The sequence below is a fragment of the Bacillus sp. SIMBA_074 genome, from assembly GCF_046534555.1.
In the GTDB taxonomy this organism is placed as follows: domain Bacteria; phylum Bacillota; class Bacilli; order Bacillales; family Bacillaceae_G; genus Bacillus_A; species Bacillus_A mycoides.
The window spans coordinates 61,878-82,232 of the sequence record NZ_JAWRYM010000006.1; the positions used below are offsets into that span (position 1 = coordinate 61,878).

At 36.3% G+C, this 20,355-nt stretch carries 21 protein-coding genes; 17 read left to right on the forward strand and 4 right to left on the reverse strand.

From position 1 onward, the window contains the following. Positions 1-111 precede the first annotated feature (111 nt). Positions 112-3,558 (forward strand): pyruvate carboxylase, encoded by a 3,447-nt coding sequence (gene pyc / locus SB773_RS09710; protein WP_088034441.1) that lies wholly within the window; start codon positions 112-114, stop codon positions 3,556-3,558. A gap of 86 nt (positions 3,559-3,644) precedes the next feature. Here pyc and ctaA read toward each other — a convergent pair whose 3' ends face one another. Next, positions 3,645-4,580 (reverse strand): heme A synthase, encoded by a 936-nt coding sequence (ctaA, locus tag SB773_RS09715; RefSeq protein ID WP_002014781.1) that lies wholly within the window; start codon positions 4,578-4,580, stop codon positions 3,645-3,647. Between the two features lie 497 nt (positions 4,581-5,077). Between ctaA and cyoE the strand changes: the two genes are divergently transcribed. From cyoE to ctaG, 6 genes are all read left to right on the forward strand, one after another. Continuing rightward, positions 5,078-6,001 (forward strand): heme o synthase, encoded by a 924-nt coding sequence (gene cyoE, locus SB773_RS09720; protein WP_002033731.1) that lies wholly within the window; start codon positions 5,078-5,080, stop codon positions 5,999-6,001. Between the two features lie 93 nt (positions 6,002-6,094). Further along, entirely contained in the window at positions 6,095-7,144 is a 1,050-nt protein-coding gene (gene coxB, locus SB773_RS09725; RefSeq protein ID WP_002088304.1) for a cytochrome c oxidase subunit II, read from the forward strand. Between the two features lie 60 nt (positions 7,145-7,204). Then, a complete protein-coding gene (gene ctaD, locus SB773_RS09730; RefSeq protein ID WP_410589793.1) occupies positions 7,205-9,040 on the forward strand; it encodes a cytochrome c oxidase subunit I in 1,836 nt (611 codons plus the stop codon). Further along, positions 9,040-9,663, forward strand: coding sequence for a cytochrome c oxidase subunit III (ctaE, locus tag SB773_RS09735; protein WP_000557861.1), 624 nt, complete (start codon positions 9,040-9,042; stop codon positions 9,661-9,663). The genes ctaD and ctaE overlap by 1 nt, the downstream gene beginning before the upstream one ends. A gap of 3 nt (positions 9,664-9,666) precedes the next feature. Then, positions 9,667-9,999, forward strand: a complete 333-nt coding sequence (gene ctaF / locus SB773_RS09740; RefSeq protein WP_002014776.1) for a cytochrome c oxidase subunit IVB — start codon at positions 9,667-9,669, stop codon at positions 9,997-9,999. A gap of 81 nt (positions 10,000-10,080) precedes the next feature. Further along, positions 10,081-10,986 (forward strand): cytochrome c oxidase assembly factor CtaG, encoded by a 906-nt coding sequence (gene ctaG, locus SB773_RS09745; protein WP_002121958.1) that lies wholly within the window; start codon positions 10,081-10,083, stop codon positions 10,984-10,986. Between the two features lie 36 nt (positions 10,987-11,022). On the opposite strand, the gene SB773_RS09750 is transcribed toward ctaG, so the two are convergent. After that, positions 11,023-11,388 carry a YugN family protein gene (locus SB773_RS09750; protein WP_002066906.1) on the reverse strand — a complete coding sequence of 122 codons (366 nt, stop codon included), beginning with the start codon at positions 11,386-11,388 and terminating at the stop codon, positions 11,023-11,025. A 208-nt stretch (positions 11,389-11,596) separates the two neighbouring features. Between SB773_RS09750 and SB773_RS09755 the strand changes: the two genes are divergently transcribed. The 6 genes from SB773_RS09755 (at position 11,597) to SB773_RS09780 (ending at position 15,172) form a co-directional block, all read left to right on the forward strand. After that, entirely contained in the window at positions 11,597-12,631 is a 1,035-nt protein-coding gene (locus tag SB773_RS09755) for a CAP domain-containing protein (protein ID WP_002088298.1), read from the forward strand. Positions 12,632-12,864: 233 nt separating this feature from the next. Continuing rightward, on the forward strand, positions 12,865-13,302 hold the full coding sequence (gene ylbD / locus SB773_RS09760) for a YlbD family protein (RefSeq protein WP_088034443.1): 438 nt from the start codon (positions 12,865-12,867) through the stop codon (positions 13,300-13,302). 11 nt (positions 13,303-13,313) lie between these two features. Continuing rightward, entirely contained in the window at positions 13,314-13,559 is a 246-nt protein-coding gene (locus tag SB773_RS09765) for a YlbE-like family protein (protein ID WP_002014770.1), read from the forward strand. 77 nt (positions 13,560-13,636) lie between these two features. Beyond that, positions 13,637-14,209, forward strand: coding sequence for a histidine phosphatase family protein (locus SB773_RS09770; protein WP_410589702.1), 573 nt, complete (start codon positions 13,637-13,639; stop codon positions 14,207-14,209). 116 nt (positions 14,210-14,325) lie between these two features. Continuing rightward, complete coding sequence (locus SB773_RS09775; protein ID WP_002014765.1) at positions 14,326-14,778, forward strand: YlbF/YmcA family competence regulator; 453 nt, start codon at positions 14,326-14,328, stop codon at positions 14,776-14,778. Positions 14,779-14,905: 127 nt separating this feature from the next. Further along, positions 14,906-15,172: a YlbG family protein gene (locus SB773_RS09780; RefSeq protein WP_002088292.1), complete on the forward strand. Its 267-nt coding sequence runs from the start codon at positions 14,906-14,908 to the stop codon at positions 15,170-15,172. Positions 15,173-15,227: 55 nt separating this feature from the next. Here SB773_RS09780 and SB773_RS09785 read toward each other — a convergent pair whose 3' ends face one another. Continuing rightward, on the reverse strand, positions 15,228-15,617 hold the full coding sequence (locus tag SB773_RS09785; protein ID WP_002014762.1) for a DUF7147 family protein: 390 nt from the start codon (positions 15,615-15,617) through the stop codon (positions 15,228-15,230). Between the two features lie 529 nt (positions 15,618-16,146). Here SB773_RS09785 and rsmD point away from each other — a divergent pair. Both rsmD and coaD read left to right on the forward strand, forming a co-directional pair. After that, entirely contained in the window at positions 16,147-16,713 is a 567-nt protein-coding gene (gene rsmD / locus SB773_RS09790) for a 16S rRNA (guanine(966)-N(2))-methyltransferase RsmD (protein ID WP_001266992.1), read from the forward strand. Further along, positions 16,710-17,201 (forward strand): pantetheine-phosphate adenylyltransferase, encoded by a 492-nt coding sequence (gene coaD / locus SB773_RS09795; RefSeq protein WP_044442849.1) that lies wholly within the window; start codon positions 16,710-16,712, stop codon positions 17,199-17,201. The genes rsmD and coaD overlap by 4 nt, the downstream gene beginning before the upstream one ends. On the opposite strand, the gene ylbJ is transcribed toward coaD, so the two are convergent. After that, entirely contained in the window at positions 17,193-18,422 is a 1,230-nt protein-coding gene (gene ylbJ / locus SB773_RS09800) for a sporulation integral membrane protein YlbJ (RefSeq protein WP_002033736.1), read from the reverse strand. The two genes, coaD and ylbJ, sit on opposite strands and share 9 nt — an antisense overlap. Positions 18,423-18,534: 112 nt before the next feature. Between ylbJ and SB773_RS09805 the strand changes: the two genes are divergently transcribed. Both SB773_RS09805 and SB773_RS09810 read left to right on the forward strand, forming a co-directional pair. Continuing rightward, complete coding sequence (locus SB773_RS09805; protein ID WP_016096200.1) at positions 18,535-19,326, forward strand: patatin-like phospholipase family protein; 792 nt, start codon at positions 18,535-18,537, stop codon at positions 19,324-19,326. Then, positions 19,319-20,344 carry a SepM family pheromone-processing serine protease gene (locus SB773_RS09810; protein ID WP_002088283.1) on the forward strand — a complete coding sequence of 342 codons (1,026 nt, stop codon included), beginning with the start codon at positions 19,319-19,321 and terminating at the stop codon, positions 20,342-20,344. Before SB773_RS09805 ends, SB773_RS09810 begins: the two co-directional genes overlap by 8 nt. Positions 20,345-20,355 lie beyond the last annotated feature (11 nt).

Here is a 20,355-nt window from a genome sequence, read left to right on the forward strand (position 1 = left end):
AAAGTGAAGCTTTCTAAGTATAATATAATGTAGAAAGTGAAGAACTTCACGCTCTTTAGAGTGTGTATGTATTTTATCTCTAGAGTGGTAGGAAAATAGAGGGGGAAAATCATGACAAAGCTGCAACGTATTCAAAAAGTATTGGTAGCTAACCGTGGAGAGATAGCAATTCGTGTGTTCCGAGCATGTTCAGAACTTGGATTAAACACAGTTGCGATCTATTCTAAAGAGGATAGCGGTTCTTATCATCGCTATAAAGCCGATGAGTCCTATTTAGTTGGGGAAGGGAAAAAGCCAATTGATGCTTATCTAGATATTGAAGGCATTATTGAGATTGCGAAAAGTAATCATGTAGATGCAATCCACCCTGGATATGGTTTCTTGTCAGAAAATATTCAATTTGCAAAACGTTGTGAAGAAGAAGGGATTATCTTTATCGGTCCAAAAAGTAAGCATTTAGACATGTTTGGAGATAAAGTTAAAGCAAGAACACAAGCGCAGCTAGCACAAATTCCAATTATTCCTGGTAGTGATGGTCCAGTAAATTCAATAGAAGAAGTTGAAGAATTTGCTGAAAAGTATGATTACCCGATTATTATTAAAGCATCCCTTGGTGGCGGCGGTCGCGGTATGCGTATTGTACGTGCTAGTGAAGAATTAAGAGAATCGTATAATCGCGCGAAATCAGAAGCAAAAGCAGCCTTTGGTAATGATGAAGTGTACGTTGAAAAATTCGTTGAAAAACCTAAACATATAGAAGTGCAAATTTTAGCAGATGAAGAAGGTAATGTTGTTCATTTGTATGAGCGTGATTGCTCTGTACAACGACGCCATCAAAAAGTAGTTGAAATTGCACCGAGCGTGTCGCTTTCAGATGATTTGCGTCAGCGTATTTGTGATGCTGCAGTAAAGTTAACGAAAAATGTAAATTATTTAAATGCTGGAACGGTAGAATTCCTTGTAAAAGGTGATGAGTTTTACTTCATTGAAGTAAACCCACGTGTTCAAGTTGAACATACGATTACAGAGATGATTACAGGAGTGGATATCGTTCAATCGCAAATTTTAATAGCTGATGGACATGCATTACATAGCAAAATGGTAGGTGTTCCTAAGCAAGAGGAAGTGGTTGTGCATGGATTTGCAATCCAATCTCGTGTAACAACAGAAGACCCACTTAATAACTTTATGCCTGATACAGGAAAGATTATGGCGTACCGATCAGGTGGTGGTTTTGGTGTTCGTCTTGATACAGGTAATAGTTTCCAAGGTGCAGTTATTACACCGTACTACGATTCTTTACTTGTAAAAGTTACTACTTGGGCACTTACTTTTGAACAAGCCGCTGCAAAAATGGAACGTAACTTAAAAGAATTCCGTATTCGTGGTATTAAAACAAATATTCCATTCCTAGAGAATGTAGTAAAACATAAAAACTTCTTATCAGGAGAATATGACACTTCATTTATTGACGCGTCACCTGAACTATTCTTGTTCCCGAAACGTAAAGACCGCGGAACAAAAATGTTAAATTATATTGGTACAGTAACAGTAAATGGCTTCCCAGGAGTAGGGAAAAAAGAGAAACCAATTTTCCCAGATGCTCGTATACCAAATGTGATACACTCAGAGCCAATGCAAAATGGAACGAAACAAATTTTGGATGAGCGTGGAGCGGATGGATTAGTAAAGTGGGTACAAGATCAAAAGCGTGTACTTTTAACTGATACAACATTCCGTGATGCACATCAGTCATTACTTGCAACTCGTGTTCGTACAAAAGATTTACATCACATTGCAGAGCCGACAGCGAGAATGTTACCAAACTTATTCTCAGCAGAAATGTGGGGCGGTGCAACGTTTGATGTTGCATATCGTTTCTTGAAAGAAGATCCATGGGAACGATTACTAGATCTTCGTGAAAAAATGCCAAACGTTTTATTCCAAATGTTACTTCGTTCTTCAAACGCAGTTGGATACAAAAACTATCCAGATAATTTAATTCAAAAATTTGTAGAATGTTCCGCGCAAGCTGGAATTGATGTGTTCCGTATTTTTGATAGCTTAAACTGGGTAGAAGGCATGAGAGTTGCAATTGATGCTGTACGAGATACTGGTAAGATTGCAGAAGCAACAATGTGTTACACAGGAGACATTCATGATCCGTTACGCAGTAAATATGATTTAAATTATTATAAAAATTTAGCAAAAGAGTTGGAAGCATCAGGAGCTCATATTTTAGGAATTAAAGATATGGCGGGCTTATTAAAGCCAAACGCAGCATATGATTTAGTTTCAGCACTAAAAGAGACGGTGTCGATTCCAATTCACCTGCATACACACGATACGAGCGGAAATGGTATTTTAACGTATACGAAGGCGATTGAAGCAGGTGTTGATATTGTCGATGTAGCGGTGAGTTCTATGGCTGGTCAAACGTCACAACCAAGTGCGAATACACTATACTATGCGTTAGGTGGAAACGAAAGACAGCCAGATGTTAATATAGACTCATTAGAAAAACTATCTCATTATTGGGAAGATGTACGAAAATATTATGCTCCATTTGAAAGTGGTATGAATGCCCCTCACACAGAGGTATATATGCATGAAATGCCGGGTGGACAGTATAGTAATCTTCAACAACAAGCAAAAGCGGTTGGCTTAGGAGATCGCTTTGATGAAGTTAAAGTGATGTATCGCCGTGTTAATGATATGTTTGGCGACATTGTAAAAGTAACACCATCATCTAAAGTTGTCGGTGATATGGCATTATTTATGGTTCAAAATCACCTAACAGAACAAGATATTTTAGAACGTGGACATGCTATGGACTTCCCAGGATCTGTTGTTGAAATGTTCTCTGGAGATTTAGGACAACCATATGGTGGTTTCCCGAAAGAATTACAAAAAATTATTTTAAAAGGGAAAGAGCCATTAACAGTAAGACCGGGTGAATTATTAGAACCAGTAGATTTCGATGCTTTAAAAGAAGAGTTATTCCACAAACTTGGACGCGAAGTAACAATTTTTGATGTAGTCGCATATGCATTGTATCCAAAAGTATTTATGGACTACGAAAAAGTTGCTGGGATTTATGGAAATGTATCTGTGCTTGATACACCGACATTCTTCTATGGTATGAGACTTGGTGAAGAAATTGATGTGGAAATCGAGCAAGGTAAAACATTGATGGTTAAACTAGTTTCCATTGGGGAGCCACAGCCAGATGGAAATCGTGTGCTTTACCTGGAGTTTAATGGACAACCGCGTGAAATCGTAGTGAAAGATGAAAACGTGAAATCAACTGTTGCACAGCGTGTGAAGGGGAATCGTGAAAATCCAAATCATATTAGCGCAACGATGCCGGGAACTGTTATTAAAGTAGTTGTAAAAGAAGGCGATGAAGTGAAAAAAGGTGATTCCATGGCAATTACAGAAGCTATGAAAATGGAAACGACGGTTCAAGCGCCATTTAGTGGTAAAGTGAAAAAAGTATATGTAAATGATGGGGATGCAATTCAAACGGGAGATTTACTCATTGAATTAGATTATTAAAATAAAGAAAAAGAGCTGTGCGAAAGCAGCTCTTTTTTGTGTGTAAATAATACCTTGCCGAATTGGCAAGGTATTAAAGTTTTACTTTATTTTGTTTGCTTAGAAGTTGATTCAGTTTCTTTTGCATTGACTGTACTTCTTGTACCTATCATAACTAAATAGCATAGTACAGCAAACAGGCAAGAAATGAAGAGCGAATGTAATAATGCCATTGCTAAACTAGCATTTGTAAATACGACTAAAATCCCTACTATAGCTTGAAGTGTAACAAGGATAAATGAAATAATCCATCCCCAGTATACTACACGCTGCTGCTTGTAATGGCGAATAGCGATAATCATCGCATATAGTATCCAAGCGAAAATTAACATCGCTGCAACTCTATGTCCCATTTGAACCCACTCATGTAGTTGAGTTGGCATAGGTCTATTTTTGCTACATAAAGGGAAGTCTGGACAGGCTAAGGTAGCTCGTTCGTGACGTACTAAAGCTCCTGTGTAGACAACGATATAACTGTAAATTGTTACACCATAAATATGAAATTTCATTTTTTTGTCCATAATAAGTGAACGTGCATCAAATTTCTGATCAATTTCAAAAATAAGACACGTTAACAAGATGACAGAAGCAAATGAAATTAAGGAAATACCGAAATGAATAGCTAATACAGCAGGCATTTGACCCCAAACAACCGCCGCCGCCCCCATTAATGCTTGTGCAACTAAAAATACGAAGGATAAAATTGCTAACGTCTTTGTTTCGCGCACATGTTTATAATATTTCCAGGACAAGATACAAAGAAGAGTAACAAGGATTCCTGCTGATCCAGATGTTAAGCGGTGACTTAGCTCAATAATAGTCTCCATTGATAAATTAGATGGAACAAATTCACCGTTACAAAGAGGCCATGATTTGCCGCATCCTTGGCCTGAACCCGTTTTTGTAACTAAAGCGCCTCCTAGTAAAACTACTAATAAATCGAGACTTGTAATGACTGCTAACCATTTAATAAAGCGTTGCAATCTCTTTCACCATCTTTCTGCTATGAAGTTATTGCGAAATATTTTCATTCCATTATGTATAGAATAAAACGTGCTACAGTCCTATGATATATAAAAAATAATAAAATAGCAAAGAAATGGAGGGCGAGGACAACGTACGTATTATAAAGAAAAAAATGGGATTTAAAATACATATTTTAGGAGGAATTCAGGCTATTTTGAAAAGAAATGGGGAGAATACATGCTAAATATGACAAAATAGTTTATTATAGAAGATAACATCATGTTATGATAAGGATAAAATAGAATAAAGTTTTTTAATGTTTGACACAAAAAGTTCATGTTTTCTTCACAAAATGTTCGGGAAATGTGATTTAATATATTGGAGTATGGGCGTAGATTAGTAGTAGAATGGGTTAACAATATTTCTACTGTAATAATATTGCTATATAGAAGCGAAATATTTCACATGAAATATATGCTTAGAAAGATGATAGGTTTAAGAGGGGGTTAAAGTGATGAACCATGCAACAAGTGAGCTGCATGATGAGTCAGCTGTTTCAATTGTACCGGAAACAACTCGGTTACAAGATTTATCAGCGCTCGTTAAAATGGGGATTGTAAACTCAAATACACTTACTGTATTTACAGGATTTTGGTTGGCTTTACATTTTAATGGATTGAGTGTTATGGACAATCTAGATAAGTTATTTTTCACAATCGTTGGTTCGGCATTAATTATGGCAGGGGTATGTTGTTTAAATAACTACATTGACCGAGATATCGATCCATTAATGGAAAGAACAAAAAACCGTCCAACGGTAACAGGTAAATATAAACCTGGCTTTGCACTTGCATTTGGACTTGTAATTTTACTTCTTGGCTTTGCATTTTTATTACTTACTACACCGATGGCAGTGTTAATCTCATTTATTGGTGCCTTCACATATGTTGTTTTATATACGTTATGGACGAAGAGAAAATATACGTTAAATACTGTTGTAGGTAGTATATCAGGAGCAGTTCCACCTTTAATTGGATGGGCGGCAATTGATCCGTCTTTAAATCATCCAATTGCTTGGATGTTATTTTTAATTATGTTTATTTGGCAAATCCCACATTTCCTCGCATTAGCGATGAAGCGTGTTGATGAATATCGAAATGCAGGAATCCCAATGCTTCCTGTTGTACAGGGATTTGATATTACGAAACGTCAGATTATGATTTGGACAGTATGTTTATTACCACTACCATTTTATATGAGTGGACTTGGAATAACATTCATGGTAATTGCAACATTGCTTAACATCGGATGGATCGCATTAGGGCTTTATGGTTTCCGTCAGCAAGATGACATCAAGTGGTCCGTAAAAATGTTTGTTTATTCCCTGAATTACTTAACAATCTTATTTGTGTCAATGATTGTAGTTACATTCTTCTAAGACAACGACATGATTGGATTTCTTTACGTTGAGATTTACTTTACTTAACTATAAAGTACAATCTAATTCACAAAGAAAGTGGGGGTTGTTTGTATGAAGAAACAGTGGCGACTGCTTTCGTTCGTTTCACTGCTGGCTTTACTGTTAGGGGGATGCGGTAAAGCTTTTCAGTCTACTTTAATTCCGCAAGGGGAAGTAGCAAAAATGCAATATGATTTGCTCTTGCTAGCGAGTGCAATCATGGTAGGAGTAGTACTTGTAGTTACTATTATTTTCTTATATGTAATTGTGCGTTTCCGACAAAAAAAGGGTGAGGAAGATTATATTCCAGAGCAAGTTGAAGGAAATCACAAACTAGAAATTATATGGACAGTCATTCCGATTATTCTTTTGTTAATCTTGGCTGTTCCGACTGTTACATATACATTCAAGCTTGCTGATGTAAGTGCGATGGAGAAAAAGAATATTGATAAAGATACTATCGTTGTTGATGTAACAGCGAATCTTTATTGGTGGGAATTTTCTTATAAATCAGAAAAAATAGTAACTTCTCAAGATTTAGTTATCCCCACAGGTAAGAAAGTGTATTTGAATTTGAAGGGTGCCGATATTAAACATTCGTTTTGGGTTCCATCTTTAGCTGGGAAAATGGATACAAATACAGATAATGTAAACAAAATGTGGTTAAAGGCAGATAAATCGGGCACTTATAATGGTTTTTGTACAGAATTTTGTGGCCCATCACATTCTTTAATGCAGTTCAAAGTGAAAGCTCTGGATGAAAGCGAGTACAAAAAGTGGCTTGCTGACATGAAGAAGATTGATGGGAAAAAAGAAGTAGCTTCTACAAAGGCGCAAGAGGGTCAAGAAATATTTAATAAAAGCTGTATTGGTTGTCATGCAGTTGGATCAAATGATAGTAGACCACCTTCTGCTCGTATCGCACCGAACTTAGCAAACTTCGCAGATCGCGATATGGTTGCTGGTATTGCCGAAAATAATGAAGAGAACTTAAAAAAATGGCTCAAAGATCCTGAAAATATGAAACCAGGTAATAAAATGACTGGTAAATATGGCAACTTAACGGATGATCAAATTAATGCATTAAATGCATATTTACAAACGTTAAAGATTGAAAAATAAAGAGGGATCATTTGCGAAGGGGAGGTTGAAAACGTGAGTTCTGTAGCAAAAAAACAGGGGATGGGTGCTGTCATATGGGATTATTTAACGACAGTAGACCATAAAAAGATTGCCATTCTCTATTTAATTGCAGGTGGATTGTTTTTTGTAATAGGTGGAATAGAAGCACTATTTATTCGCCTGCAGTTAGCGATTCCTAACAATGCTTTTCTTGTTGGGGATGCTTATAATCAAGTATTAACGATGCACGGTACAACAATGATTTTCCTCGCAGCTATGCCACTCGTGTTTGCATTTATGAACGCCGCTGTACCACTTCAAATTGGAGCACGTGATGTGGCGTTCCCGTTTTTGAATTCGCTCGGATTTTGGTTATTTTTCTTTGGTGGATTATTTTTAAATTTAAGTTGGTTTTTAGGAGGAGCACCTGATGCAGGGTGGACATCGTATGCATCTTTAGCTTTAGCCTCTAAAGGACATGGTGTTGATTTTTATGTACTCGGCTTGCAAATATCAGGTATTGGTACATTAATTGGAGGTATTAACTTCCTTGTTACAATTATTAATATGCGCGCGCCAGGGATGACGTACATGCGCATGCCGATGTTTACATGGACAACATTTGTAACATCTTCACTTATTTTATTTGCATTTCCACCATTAACTGTAGGATTAGGACTTTTAATGTTAGATCGTTTATTTGGCACAAGTTTCTTTAATCCGGCACTAGGTGGGAACACGATTATATGGGAGCATTTATTCTGGATCTTCGGTCATCCGGAAGTATACATTCTTATACTCCCAGCTTTCGGAATATTCTCAGAAATCTTCGCCACATTTTCGAAAAAACGATTATTCGGTTATTCCTCTATGGTGTTCGCGACAGTATTAATAGGGTTTTTAGGATTTATGGTATGGGCGCATCATATGTTTACTGTTGGTCTTGGGCCTGTTGCAAATGCTATCTTCTCGGTTGCAACAATGGCGATTGCAGTTCCAACGGGTATTAAAATATTTAACTGGCTCTTTACAATGTGGGGTGGAAGTATTAGGTTTACAACACCAATGATGTGGGCGGTAGCTTTTATTCCATCCTTCGTTATGGGTGGAGTTACAGGTGTTATGCTTGCTTCTGCACCAGCTGATTATCAGTTTCATGATAACTATTTCGTAGTAGCACACTTTCATTATGTAATTGTTGGTGGTGTTGTATTTGGTTTACTTGCAGGTGCGCATTATTATTGGCCACTTATGTTTAATAAAGTATTAAATGAAACATTAGGTAAGATAACATTTTGGTTATTCTTTATCGGTTTCCATTTAACGTTCTTTATTCAGCATTTCCTAGGTCTAATCGGTATGCCGCGTCGTTACTACACATATCTTGAGGGCCAAGGGTTGGAAATGGGGAATATGATTAGTTCTATCGGAGCTGTGTTTATGGCTCTTGGAACGATTGTTCTTTTATTCAATGTAATAAAAACAACGGTATCAAAAGAGAAGGCTGGCCGTGATCCATGGGATGGACGTACATTAGAATGGACAATGCCAGCACCTACACCGGAATACAATTTTAAACAATTGCCATTTGTTCGCGGGTTAGATCCGTTTTGGATTGAAAAACGTGAAGGTAATAAAGAGATGACAGCAGCGGAACCAGTTGGTGATATTCATATGCCAAATGCTTCATTTTCACCATTTATCATTTCTCTAGGCTTATTCATAGCAGCATTCGGTGCGATGTATATGCAGGGTGGCAAAGATAAATTTTGGTTATTAGTAGCGATTATCGGTTTAATCATTACGTTTGGTACAATGTTCCTTCGTTCAGTAAATGATGATCATGGATATCATATTCATAAGGAAGATTTAGATGATAAGGGGGGCAAGGCGTAATGCATGTAGATGAGAAATTAACGAATGAAACATTTCCAGCAGAGCCTGAAAAAGCAACCCTTGAGGGGAAAAATAAGTTTGTTGGTTTTTGGTTATTTCTTGGAGGCGAAACAGTGTTGTTCGCTTCCTTATTTGGCACATATTTAGCGTTAAAGAACTCTACAAATGGTGGACCAACATCTCAAGAGATGTTTCAAATGCCACTCGTTTTCATTATGACGATGCTTTTGTTAACAAGTAGTTTAACGAGTGTATACGCAATGTATCATATGAAAAATTTTAACTTTAAGAAAATGCAACTTTGGTTACTTGTAACAGTGTTGCTTGGCTTAGGATTTTTGGGGTTTGAAATATATGAGTTTTATCATTATACGCATGAATTTAAGCATACTATGAGAAGTAGTGCGTTTGGTTCTGCATTTTATGCTCTTGTTGGTACACACGGGCTCCACGTGTTGTTTGGTTTATGTTGGATTTTAACATTAATCTTTAGAAACGCGAAGAGAGGCTTAAATTTATACAACGCACCAAAGTTTTATGTTGCATCAATTTATTGGCACTTTATTGACGTAGTTTGGGTGTTTATTTTCACTGTAGTATATTTGATGGGAATGGTGGGATAAACAATGGCGGTTAAGCAAACGAATAATCCTAAGGTGGATCTTGTTTATCGGAAGAGAAAAAGTGCAGAGGAAATGAAGCACCAAGTTGTTACATTTTCACTAATGATTTTTTTAACATTAGTTGCATTTGCAGCGGTGGCATATCCGAAAACATTTAGCCCGATTTTTTCGGTTCCATTTATATTATTGTTAGCAGTCATTCAAGTTATATTTCAGTTATATTATTTCATGCATATGAGTCATAAAGGGCATGAAGCGGCGAGTTTCTTCTTGTACTCTGGATTGTTAATCGGTTTATTAACAATATTAGCCTTTATGACAATTGTGTGGATTTAAACAGTGATAGTAGGGGGCTCTGATATATCAAAGCCCTCTTTTTATATGAAATATAAGAATTTTGAAAAGGTAGGTGTGGAAATGGAAAACTTATGGGTATTTGGTTTTCAAGCTTTATGGAGTCCAATTTTTTTATTATTTATGATCTCGATTCTTATTAGTTATTTTTTAATTATTGGACCGTATAGAACGCGATTTGAAAATGCGACGAAGGTAAGTAAGAAGCAAATTTTTTATTTTACGACCGGGATTGTTCTTTTGTATTTTGTAAAGGGAGGACCTATTGATTTAATTGGTCATATCATATTTAGTGCACATATGTTTGAGATGGCAGTAATGTATATTGCGGTGCCTCCGTTATTACTGCTTGGTATACCTGTTTGGTTATATCGTTATATTACTTCTTTTAAGTTCGTTCAAATTGTGATAAAGTTTTTTGCTAAGCCGCTTATTGCGTTGTTTGTATTTAATGGCCTGTTTTCCTTTTATCATTTGCCAATTGTTTTTGATGCAGTAAAACAAAGTCAAATAGCGCATCCTATTTGCCTTGCTATATTGTTTTTTGCAGCAATGATGATGTGGTGGCCGATGTTAAATCCACTGCCAGAATATCAAACTTTAAGTGATATTAAGAAGCTTGGTTACATGTTTGCTAATGGTATTTTATTAACGCCAGCTTGTGCGTTAATAATTTTTGCGACTGCACCATTATTTGCAACATATACAGATCCGGCCGCTTGGATGAAGGCAATGGAACTCTGTGTACCGGCGGGTACTTTATCAGATTTAAATATAACTGGACCAGAATTTTTACATTGGATGCCGGTAGTACAAGACCAGCAAACAGGTGGTATTATTATGAAAATTGTCCAGGAAATAGTGTACGGTACGATTATCGGTTATGTGTTCTTTAAATGGGCACGTAGAGAGCGTGAAAAGGATAAAGAGCAGCTGCAAGAGTTACCTCCTTATTTGCAGACGAAATAAAAACTAGCGCATCGTGTTAAAGCGCTAGTTTTTTTGTTACTCAATAATTTGAAATTCTTTTAACTCTTTTTCGATATTTTGTAGGAGTTGTTCGCTTTTTTGAAGTACATTCGTTGGAAAAATCTCATCATCGCCATATTCAACGCCATGAGGATAATAATGTTTTCCTAATAAGGGTGGCAATAGTTTTACTTGAGCGTGTCTGCCGCCGATGTCACCTTCAACAGCAAATCCTTGTACACGTAAATAATAAATATCCTTTAATATTTCAAATTTATAATCATATGTAACGCGTTCGTAATCCCATTGTCCGGCAAGTACAAAATGATTGTTTTCCATAATCTCAGTTAAAAGAGTTAGATCAACGACTGCATCATTAAAGTTTGTATTTGTAAATTGCATAGAATACCTCCTTATTTTAATGTTAGTTCATTATTTTTATAATAGTACGAATAATAAGAAAGTGCAATTCGTATTGCGAGAAAAGGGATAATCCAGACTTTTTTCGTGAAAATATGATATAGTGAAAAGAGTACGGTACACACAAAAAAAGGGAATAAAAGGATTTGTGTATATCTCGATTTTATGCTTTGTTCAGGAGGTATATCGTTTGAAGAAATTATTACGTATCGTAATGATTACATTTTTAATTTTAGCTGTTGATTTATACGGGAAGTTACTCGTGTCACAATATATATTAACCCCATCTCACTCTAAGCAAGAAAATAAAATTGTGAAAAAGAAGAAGCAAGTAAATGAAGAATCCACAGACACTGTTTTAAATATGATTGGCGGGGACTCTGAGAATTTATTAGCGAAGTGGGGCGAACCATCTCGAATAGAGCCGTCTGCTTATGGATATGAATGGTGGGTGTATAATCAAGATTTAGCTCAGTATGTTCAATTTGGAGTTGCTGAACGTAAAGTTGTAACGGCGTATGTTGCTGGTGAGCAAGTTAAGGTGGCTCCCTATTATATAAATGAAAAGTATGAAGAGGTATATAAAAAGAATCCACTTTCACATGAGATTTCATTAAAAAGAGGAAAGAATAGTTATCAATTTGAGTTATCTGATACGGAAGTAATGGAACAACCGCTAGTACCTGTAGAAGATGGATGGGCACAATTATACTTTGATCACTTTACACATGAGCTTGTTGGTCTTCGTTATATGGATGATGAAACGTTATTACGACAAAGACCATATCAACTTGTTTATTCAGGTGAACTAATAGCGGAACAGCCGCTGACGCCAGAAAAAATGAAGCAAGTAGAAAATGGAAATATGCAACAAATTCTCGATTTAACAAATATTATTCGGAGTCGTCATCAATTACCGTTGTTAACATTGGATCAACAAACTGCAGATGTTGCATTTGGCCATAGTAAAGATATGAAGGATAATAATTATTTTTCACACGATTCACCTACTTTTGGTACGTTAGGAGATCGCTTGCAACGTGGGCAAGTGGCTTTTCAACTTGCTGGTGAGAATATAGCGGCGCAACATAGTGATGGAATTGCGGCGGTACAGGGTTGGTTAAATAGTGAGGGTCATAGAAAGAATTTATTAAATGAACAATTTACTGGATTAGGTGTTGGGGTATATGATAAATTTTATACTCAAAACTTTATCCGAAAATAAAATGAAACTTTAATCAGTGGGGCATCCTTCAATGATTATTAGCCTTCATCAATCGGGCTTTAACGGGCAGTAAGATTCCCGCCTAACTTCTGCGTATTCGTAGAAGTTTAAGGTGGGAGTCTTACTGTCCACAAATAGGAAGATAAAAAGGTGCATGAATCGTCTAAAAATAGGCGAACCATGTGCCTTTTTTTTCTTACAATATAGTAGATATACATGAAGAGGTGAGGATTATGCCAACAACAAAAGGGCCGTTACATCCATCGGTTCAACAGTTTAAAGAGTTTGTAAACCATCACCCTAAAATGGTTCATGAGGTTAGAAGTGGTCAAAAAACTTGGCAGCAATTTTATGAAGAATGGTACTTACTTGGTGAAGAAGATCAAATATGGACAGCATATAGACCTGATGGAGCACCTGCTTTTTCTCCGGTAAAAGAAAATAAAGAAGAAAAAGAAAATCGAACAGAAGAGGAAAAAACTGCTGATGTGATGGGGCAAATGCTTTCTTTCTTTAAAAAGCTAGACGTAGAACAAATGCAACATCATTTAGCAAATGTAACGAGTGCGATTGGTAGCGTGCAACAAGTTATTCAACAATTTCAAGGAAACCGTGCGCAGCAAGAACAAAGTACTTCTGAAAATAATCCTTTTTTCTTTCAAAAGGATTAGGGGGAAAGAGAATGAGAGCAGAGCTTATGGAGTTTATAAAAGCTGATGAGGATTTAGCTCGCTATATTCGGGAACAGCCATACTGGTACCGGAAATTGACGCGTAACCCAGAAGAAAAAGAAGCTTTTGAGTTAGCTGCCATGCAGCATTTCAAAAAAACGATACCAGATAAAGTGGAAAAATTTCAAAATCAATTGGCCGTTGCTTCAATTATGATTGATATGTTCCAGTATATGAAGCAGCAAAATACGACGTAATTGGAAGGGAAAACTATGTCCGTTATGCAAAACTTTTGTTACAATAGAATCGGATTATTTAAAAAAGGAGTTGCAGCATGACGGAAATTTGTTTAGTACGACATGGACAAACTGATTGGAACTTTCAAGAGATTATTCAAGGGTGCGAAGATATTCCACTCAATGAAGTTGGGAAGAAGCAAGCGAGTCAAAGTGCAGCTGCCTTGCAAGCGGAATCGTGGGATATAATTATAAGTAGCCCGTTAATTAGAGCGCAAGAAACAGCTAAGGAAATTGCTGGGGCTATTGGATTACCATCTATTTTATTAGATGAGCGATTTATGGAACGTAATTTTGGGGAAGCTTCTGGGAAACCAGTTGCGGCCGTTAGAGAGTTAATTACAGAAGGTAATGTAGAAGGAATGGAGCAGGATGAAGAAATCGTAGAGCGCTGTTTTACGGCTTTACAACAGGTTGCAGCAGCACATGGAGATAAACGTATTATCATTGTTGCGCATTCACATGCAATAAAAGCTATTTTACACGCAATTGCACCAAATGAAATTACATTTAAAACGCCGTTAAAAAACGCATGTATTAGCTACGTGAAAGAGAATAGCGGGAAATGGGATGTTCTTAAATATAATATTTCGGAGCATATTAGTGTATAAGAGTGCAAGGAGATTGTATGAAAAGTAATTAGAATCATATCTTTCTTTTAGGTGAGACACTTCAATTAGTAGTTCTGTTCCAAATGTGTTATGATGAATACTCGGAGGTGTCTCTCATGATTGTAGCGACGCTGGAAAGCGTATTGATTTTAGATAAGGCAGAGCAGCTTGCAAAAGCGATCATCTGTTCAGATATAGCAGAAGATTACCGTAAGTATTATAAGGATTTACAAGAAGATATAGAAGTCCAGACGCTAATTCAGCAATTTACAGCGATGAAAGAGCGATACGAAGAAGTGCAACGTTTTGGTAAATATCATCCTGATTATACTTTCGTTTCGACGAAAATGAGGGAATTAAAGCGTTCTGTAGATATGCATGATAAGGTTGCAACCTTTAAAAGAGCAGAAACAGCTTTACAGAAGTTATTAGATGAAGTTAGTGTAGCAATTGGTTCTGAGGTGTCTTCTTCCGTTAAAGTTCCAACAGGAAATCCGTTTTTTGATGCGGGTGGCTGTGGCGGGGGTTGTGGTACCGGAGGCGGTTGTGGTTGTAAAAAAACGGGGTAATTTACCCCGTTTTTTAGAATATAGAAGAAAACGTATACAGAGTTTGTTCTTTAATGTCATAAATTTATGATTGGTTTTCATAAAATATAAGAATATAAGTTTTTAAAAGGAGAAGATGGAGAAGATTATGTTCGGGCAACGACAAAGTATGATTGTTTATTTACATTCATTGAAACATGCCAAGATTTTAAGGAAATATGGTAACATTCATTACATATCAAAACGTTTGAAATATGCCGTTGTATATTGTGATATGGAACAAATTGAGCATATGATGCAAAAATTGAATAAACTTCCTTTTGTAAAAAAAGTAGAACAGTCGTATCGCCCATTTTTAAAAACGGAATTCGAAAATTCGCGTCCTGATCGGGCAAAAGAATACGATTATAGCTAAGTAAAAAAATCCCCTGCTAAATTTAGCGGGGGATTTTTTTACTTGAAATAACGTGTTATTTCATTGGAGGAATGAAATTGTTCATTCGTAAAATACCAATTAGATGATTAAAAAATAGTTCTTTTTCAGGGAAAGTTGTTGATGGTTTTACAGTAAAGGGAGTAACTTTTTTCCCTATTTGTTCCGCCATTTCTTCAAATAAAACGACACGTTTACTTTTTTTATTTTCAAGTACAGGAATGCCTTCACGACATATGTATAATGGTTGGAAATCACCAGTAGTTGTCGGTTTTAGTATTACAACAAGTGAACACACTTTTTTTTCGTTTTTTACAGTTTCGAATTGTAACATATGTGTTACACGTTCTTGGTTTGTTTTGGCAATTTCAAGTAATTCATATAAGTCAGAGTAGCCTTCTCCGAGTTCTATAAAGCGTTGAATCATATTTTTTCCTCCTCTTTCTTTTACTGTACCACCTGACTTTTTAAATGAAAAGTAGACAAATAAAAAAACCCTGCAAAGCAGGGCCCTTCTAATACTAGTATGTACTACTAGTAAGAAGGCAAAGGGAGAGGAGAAACCGGAGGAAGAACTTATGGGGAAACGTAAGTCTTCTCCGCGGTTGGCAACAACATCGAAAATGATGTTGTTATATTTATTTATGTCCAATCTAAAATGAAGATATACATAATGAAATTAAAATTTATGTTAGGCTTTTTATTTTTCTTTTTTTTATTTTATGATAGGATAAAAAAGGTAAAGTGGAACTGATGTACATAGAGGGTTGTTGCTTGCAAATAGTGAAATGGATATGAAAGAAATAGCGAGCGATTATTTTAACTGAAGTTTTCAATTAGTTAAATAACAGATTAATGAAAAAATGTATGAAATAGTATGAATCGGTAGCGGTTACCGAATTGAAATGAATTTGCTGTAATCGCTCTATAGATTGAAATAAAGGTAGTGACAACAGATGAGAGTAGTTTCAGGAAAATGTAAAGGGCACCCACTTAAAGCGGTACCTGGTAATACAACACGTCCAACGACAGATAAAGTGAAAGAATCTATTTTTAATATGATAGGTCCTTATTATGATGGTGGTATCGCTCTTGATTTATTTGGTGGTAGCGGTGGTCTTGGAATTGAGGCCATAAGTAGAGGGATTGATAAAGCGATTTTTGTTGACCGAGATAGTAAAGCGATAAAAGTCATTCATCAAAATTTAGAAAGCTGTAGACTACAAGAACAAGCTGAAGTGTACCGAAATGATGCAGAGCGTGCGGTAAAGGCGCTTATAAAGCGTGAAATATCATTCGATCTTATACTAATAGACCCTCCATATAAAGCTCAAAAAATTGTGTCTTTAGTTAGTGTAATGGATCAACATGGATTGTTAAATAAAGATGGCATCATTATGGCAGAGCATGGGGATGACGTGGTTTTACCTGATTCTATAGGAGAACTTGTAAAAGTACGGGCAGAAAACTACGGGATTACAGCAATTTCGATTTATAAGTATGAAGGTGAGGGGACAGAATGACAAGTATAGCTATTTCTTCAGGGAGTTTTGATCCAATTACCCTTGGACATTTGGATATTATTAAAAGGGGAGCAAAAGTATTTGATGAAGTATATGTAGTTGTTTTAAACAATTCATCAAAAAAACCATTCTTTTCGGTAGAAGAACGCCTAGAGTTAATTCGAGAGGCGACAAAGGATATTCCGAATGTAAAAGTTGATTCACATAGTGGATTATTGGTGGAATATGCAAAAATGCGTAATGCAAATGCAATATTACGTGGTTTGCGAGCAGTTTCTGATTTTGAATATGAGATGCAAATTACTTCAATGAATCGAAAATTAGACGAAAATATCGAAACTTTCTTCATTATGACAAATAATCAATATTCATTTTTAAGTTCAAGTATTGTGAAAGAAGTTGCGAGATATGGTGGGAGTGTAGTAGACCTTGTTCCTCCGATTGTAGAGCGTGCTTTAAAAGACAAGTTTAAAACCCCGTTAAAGTGAACGGGGTTTTTCTTTATGAATACGTAAAAACAATAAGATGACATACAAATATAAACAAAATAAGGTGAAGATTGGTCCGTAGTGTATAAATGATGTCCAAATATCAGTTAGTGTATAAGAATGATTCAATAAAAATACGGGAAGATCTTCTTGCGTAGGCGAGAAAGAATGAACTTTTTCATAAAATGGTCCCCAAAATATAAAAGTGAAAATAGGAGCGAGAATACTTTGGATAATTCGAGCTAAAAAATATGGTTTAAAGCGGATATCTGTCTCCGCTAATATGCTTGCTACTTGTGCCTGAATAGAAAGACCGCTAAATGCTAAAATGAAGCTTGTTACCATTGCTTGTTGAAGAAGTGTTGATTCATTAATTTGACTAATCATTTGGCTTCCAAGCGTCATTTCAAAAATACCGGATAATATCGGAATACTAAATTGGGATGTAAGTTGGAAGAATGATAAAATATGTTGCATAATAAAAGAAAGCGCTTCTGTAATTTTGAAAACAGTAATCATTTTATTTAAAACAGAGAATAAAATAATAAACCCACCAATCATGAGCAATGTTTGAATAGAAGAAACGATAGCGTCACCGAGTAGTTTTCCGATTGGTCTTTTTTCTTGCATACGTGTTTGGTGGAGGATGGAAAAAGGGTTTTGAAAGGCACGCTTTTGATTCGTATGTTTGTCTTTTATGTAAGTATCGTTATTACCATAAAAGCGCATAAGTAATCCGACGATAAAGTTACTTATATAATGTGCTGCTGCTAATACGAGTCCTAATTTCGGATTATTGAAAAAACCAATAGAAACCGCTCCGAAAATAAAAAGTGGATTAGAAGAATTTGTGAAAGATACGAGTCGTTCCGCTTCAATTTGTGTTAGTTGATTACTCTTGCGTAGTCTAGCGCTTAATTTGGCGCCAGCGGGGAATCCTGAAGCCATTCCCATTGCCCAAACAAATCCGCCTACCCCTGGAACACGAAACAGTGGACGCATTAGTGGTTCTAATATAACACCGATAAATTTTACAATACCAATACTGATTAGAAGTTCCGCAATGATGAAAAACGGTAGTAGTGAAGGGAATACAACTTCCCACCATATATTTAACCCGCGAATTGAAGCTTGCAAAGCATCTTGGGGGTGAAGTACAAGAGAAAAGGTTAAAAACAACATTGATATGGTAAGAAAAGCAGTTTTCCATTTTTCGTACATGTAAGAAAATCCCCCTTTGTCCCAAAAACGTTCATTTCAGTATACGTGGATATGTGGTGAATTTAGACCATAAGTATGAAAAAGGAATGAAAAAAATTAAAGGGTGAGAAAAATGAAGGAACCAAAAATCGGTTTAGCGCTTGGATCCGGAGGTGCAAAAGGTTTTGCTCACATAGGGGTAATAAAAGTGTTGAGGGAAGCTGGCATCCCTATTCACATGATAGCAGGTAGTAGTATAGGGGCATTAATTGGTACATTTTATGCAGCGAGTTGTAACGTTGAAAGACTGTATAAATTGGCAGCTGTTTTCAAAAGGAAATATTATTTGGATTTTACAGTTCCTAAAATGGGATTTATTGCTGGAAAACGTATTAAAGATATGATTAAAATGTTTACATATAATAAAAATTTAGAAGAGTTAGATATCCCGACAGCTGTTGTGGCTACTGACATTTTGAAGGGGGAGAAAGTTGTTTTTACAAGTGGTCCGATTGCGGAGGCGGTTCGAGCTAGTATATCTGTACCAGGGGTGTTTGTTCCAGAAAAAATAGATGGCCGCTTATTAGTGGATGGAGGGGTAATTGACCGTATTCCCGTATCGGTTGTAAAAGATTTAGGTGCTGATATTGTTATTGCTGTTGATGTATCTCCAATTAAGGTGAATGGAGAGGTTACATCGATTTATGATGTAATTATGCAAAGTATTGAAATTATGCAACATGAACTTGTGATGAATCGGCAAATAGCATCAGATTTAATGATGCGGCCAGCAGTGGAACAATTTAGTTCGCGTGCTTTTACACATATTGAAGACATTATTAGGGTCGGAGAAGTGGAAGCGGAACAACATATTTCAAACATTTATTTACTAATTGAGCAGTGGAAGGAGAAACATAATGTTTAAGCGTTTTCGGTTTATATATGCAATTTTAATAGGGGTTATATTGGCGATGCTACTTGTTTATGTGCGCTTGCCGTATTATGTGACAAAACCAGGTATGGCCGCGAAATTAGCGCCGTACGTGCAAGTTGACGGTGGAACTAAAGAGTCTGGTGATTTCATGCTTGTCACTGTCTCAATGGGACCTGCTAATGTGGTGAACTTAATAGCCGCGCAATTTAATAAATATACACACGTTTCGAAGGCGGAAGAAATATTGCAAAAAGGCGAGAGTGATGAAGAATATCAATTTCGCCAAAATTATGCAATGAAAGATTCGCAAAATGCAGCAATCTATAATGCTTATAAACGTGCAAATCGCTCTGTTTCTTTTGAAAATAAAGGTGTACTAGTTGCTGGTGTAGCAAAGGGTATGCCGTCAGAGGGAAAGCTTAAGCTTGGAGATGTTATTATAGCTGTCGATGGAAAAATATTCGACAAGACGGAACAATTTATTGAGTATATGACAGGGAAAAAAGAAGGGGACACAGTAAATATTGAATACAAGCGGGGCGGAAAACAGTTTAAAGAAAATTTAAATGTAAAGACGATCCCTAATGGGAATGGACGCGTCGGTATAGGGGTCTCTATCGTTACGGAAAGAGAGTTAGTAGTAGATCCGAAAGTGAAAATTGATTCCCATGAAATCGGCGGTCCATCAGCGGGGTTAATGTTTACACTAGAAATTTATAATCAGCTCGTTGAAGAAGATTTAACAAACGGACATGAAATAGCTGGAACAGGTACAATCAATGATAAAGGAGAAATTGGTCCAATTGGTGGTATTCAGCAAAAAGTAGTAGCTGCTAGTGATGCGGGAGCTGAAGTGTTTTTTGCGCCAAATGAAAAAGGTGTAGAGAAATCGAATTATAAAGATGCTCTTGAAGCTGCGAAAGATATTAAAACGAAGATGAAAATTGTACCGGTGGACACACTGGATGATGCATTAACGTATTTGGAAAAAATGGGTAAAACAAAGTAAACCTCTCTGAA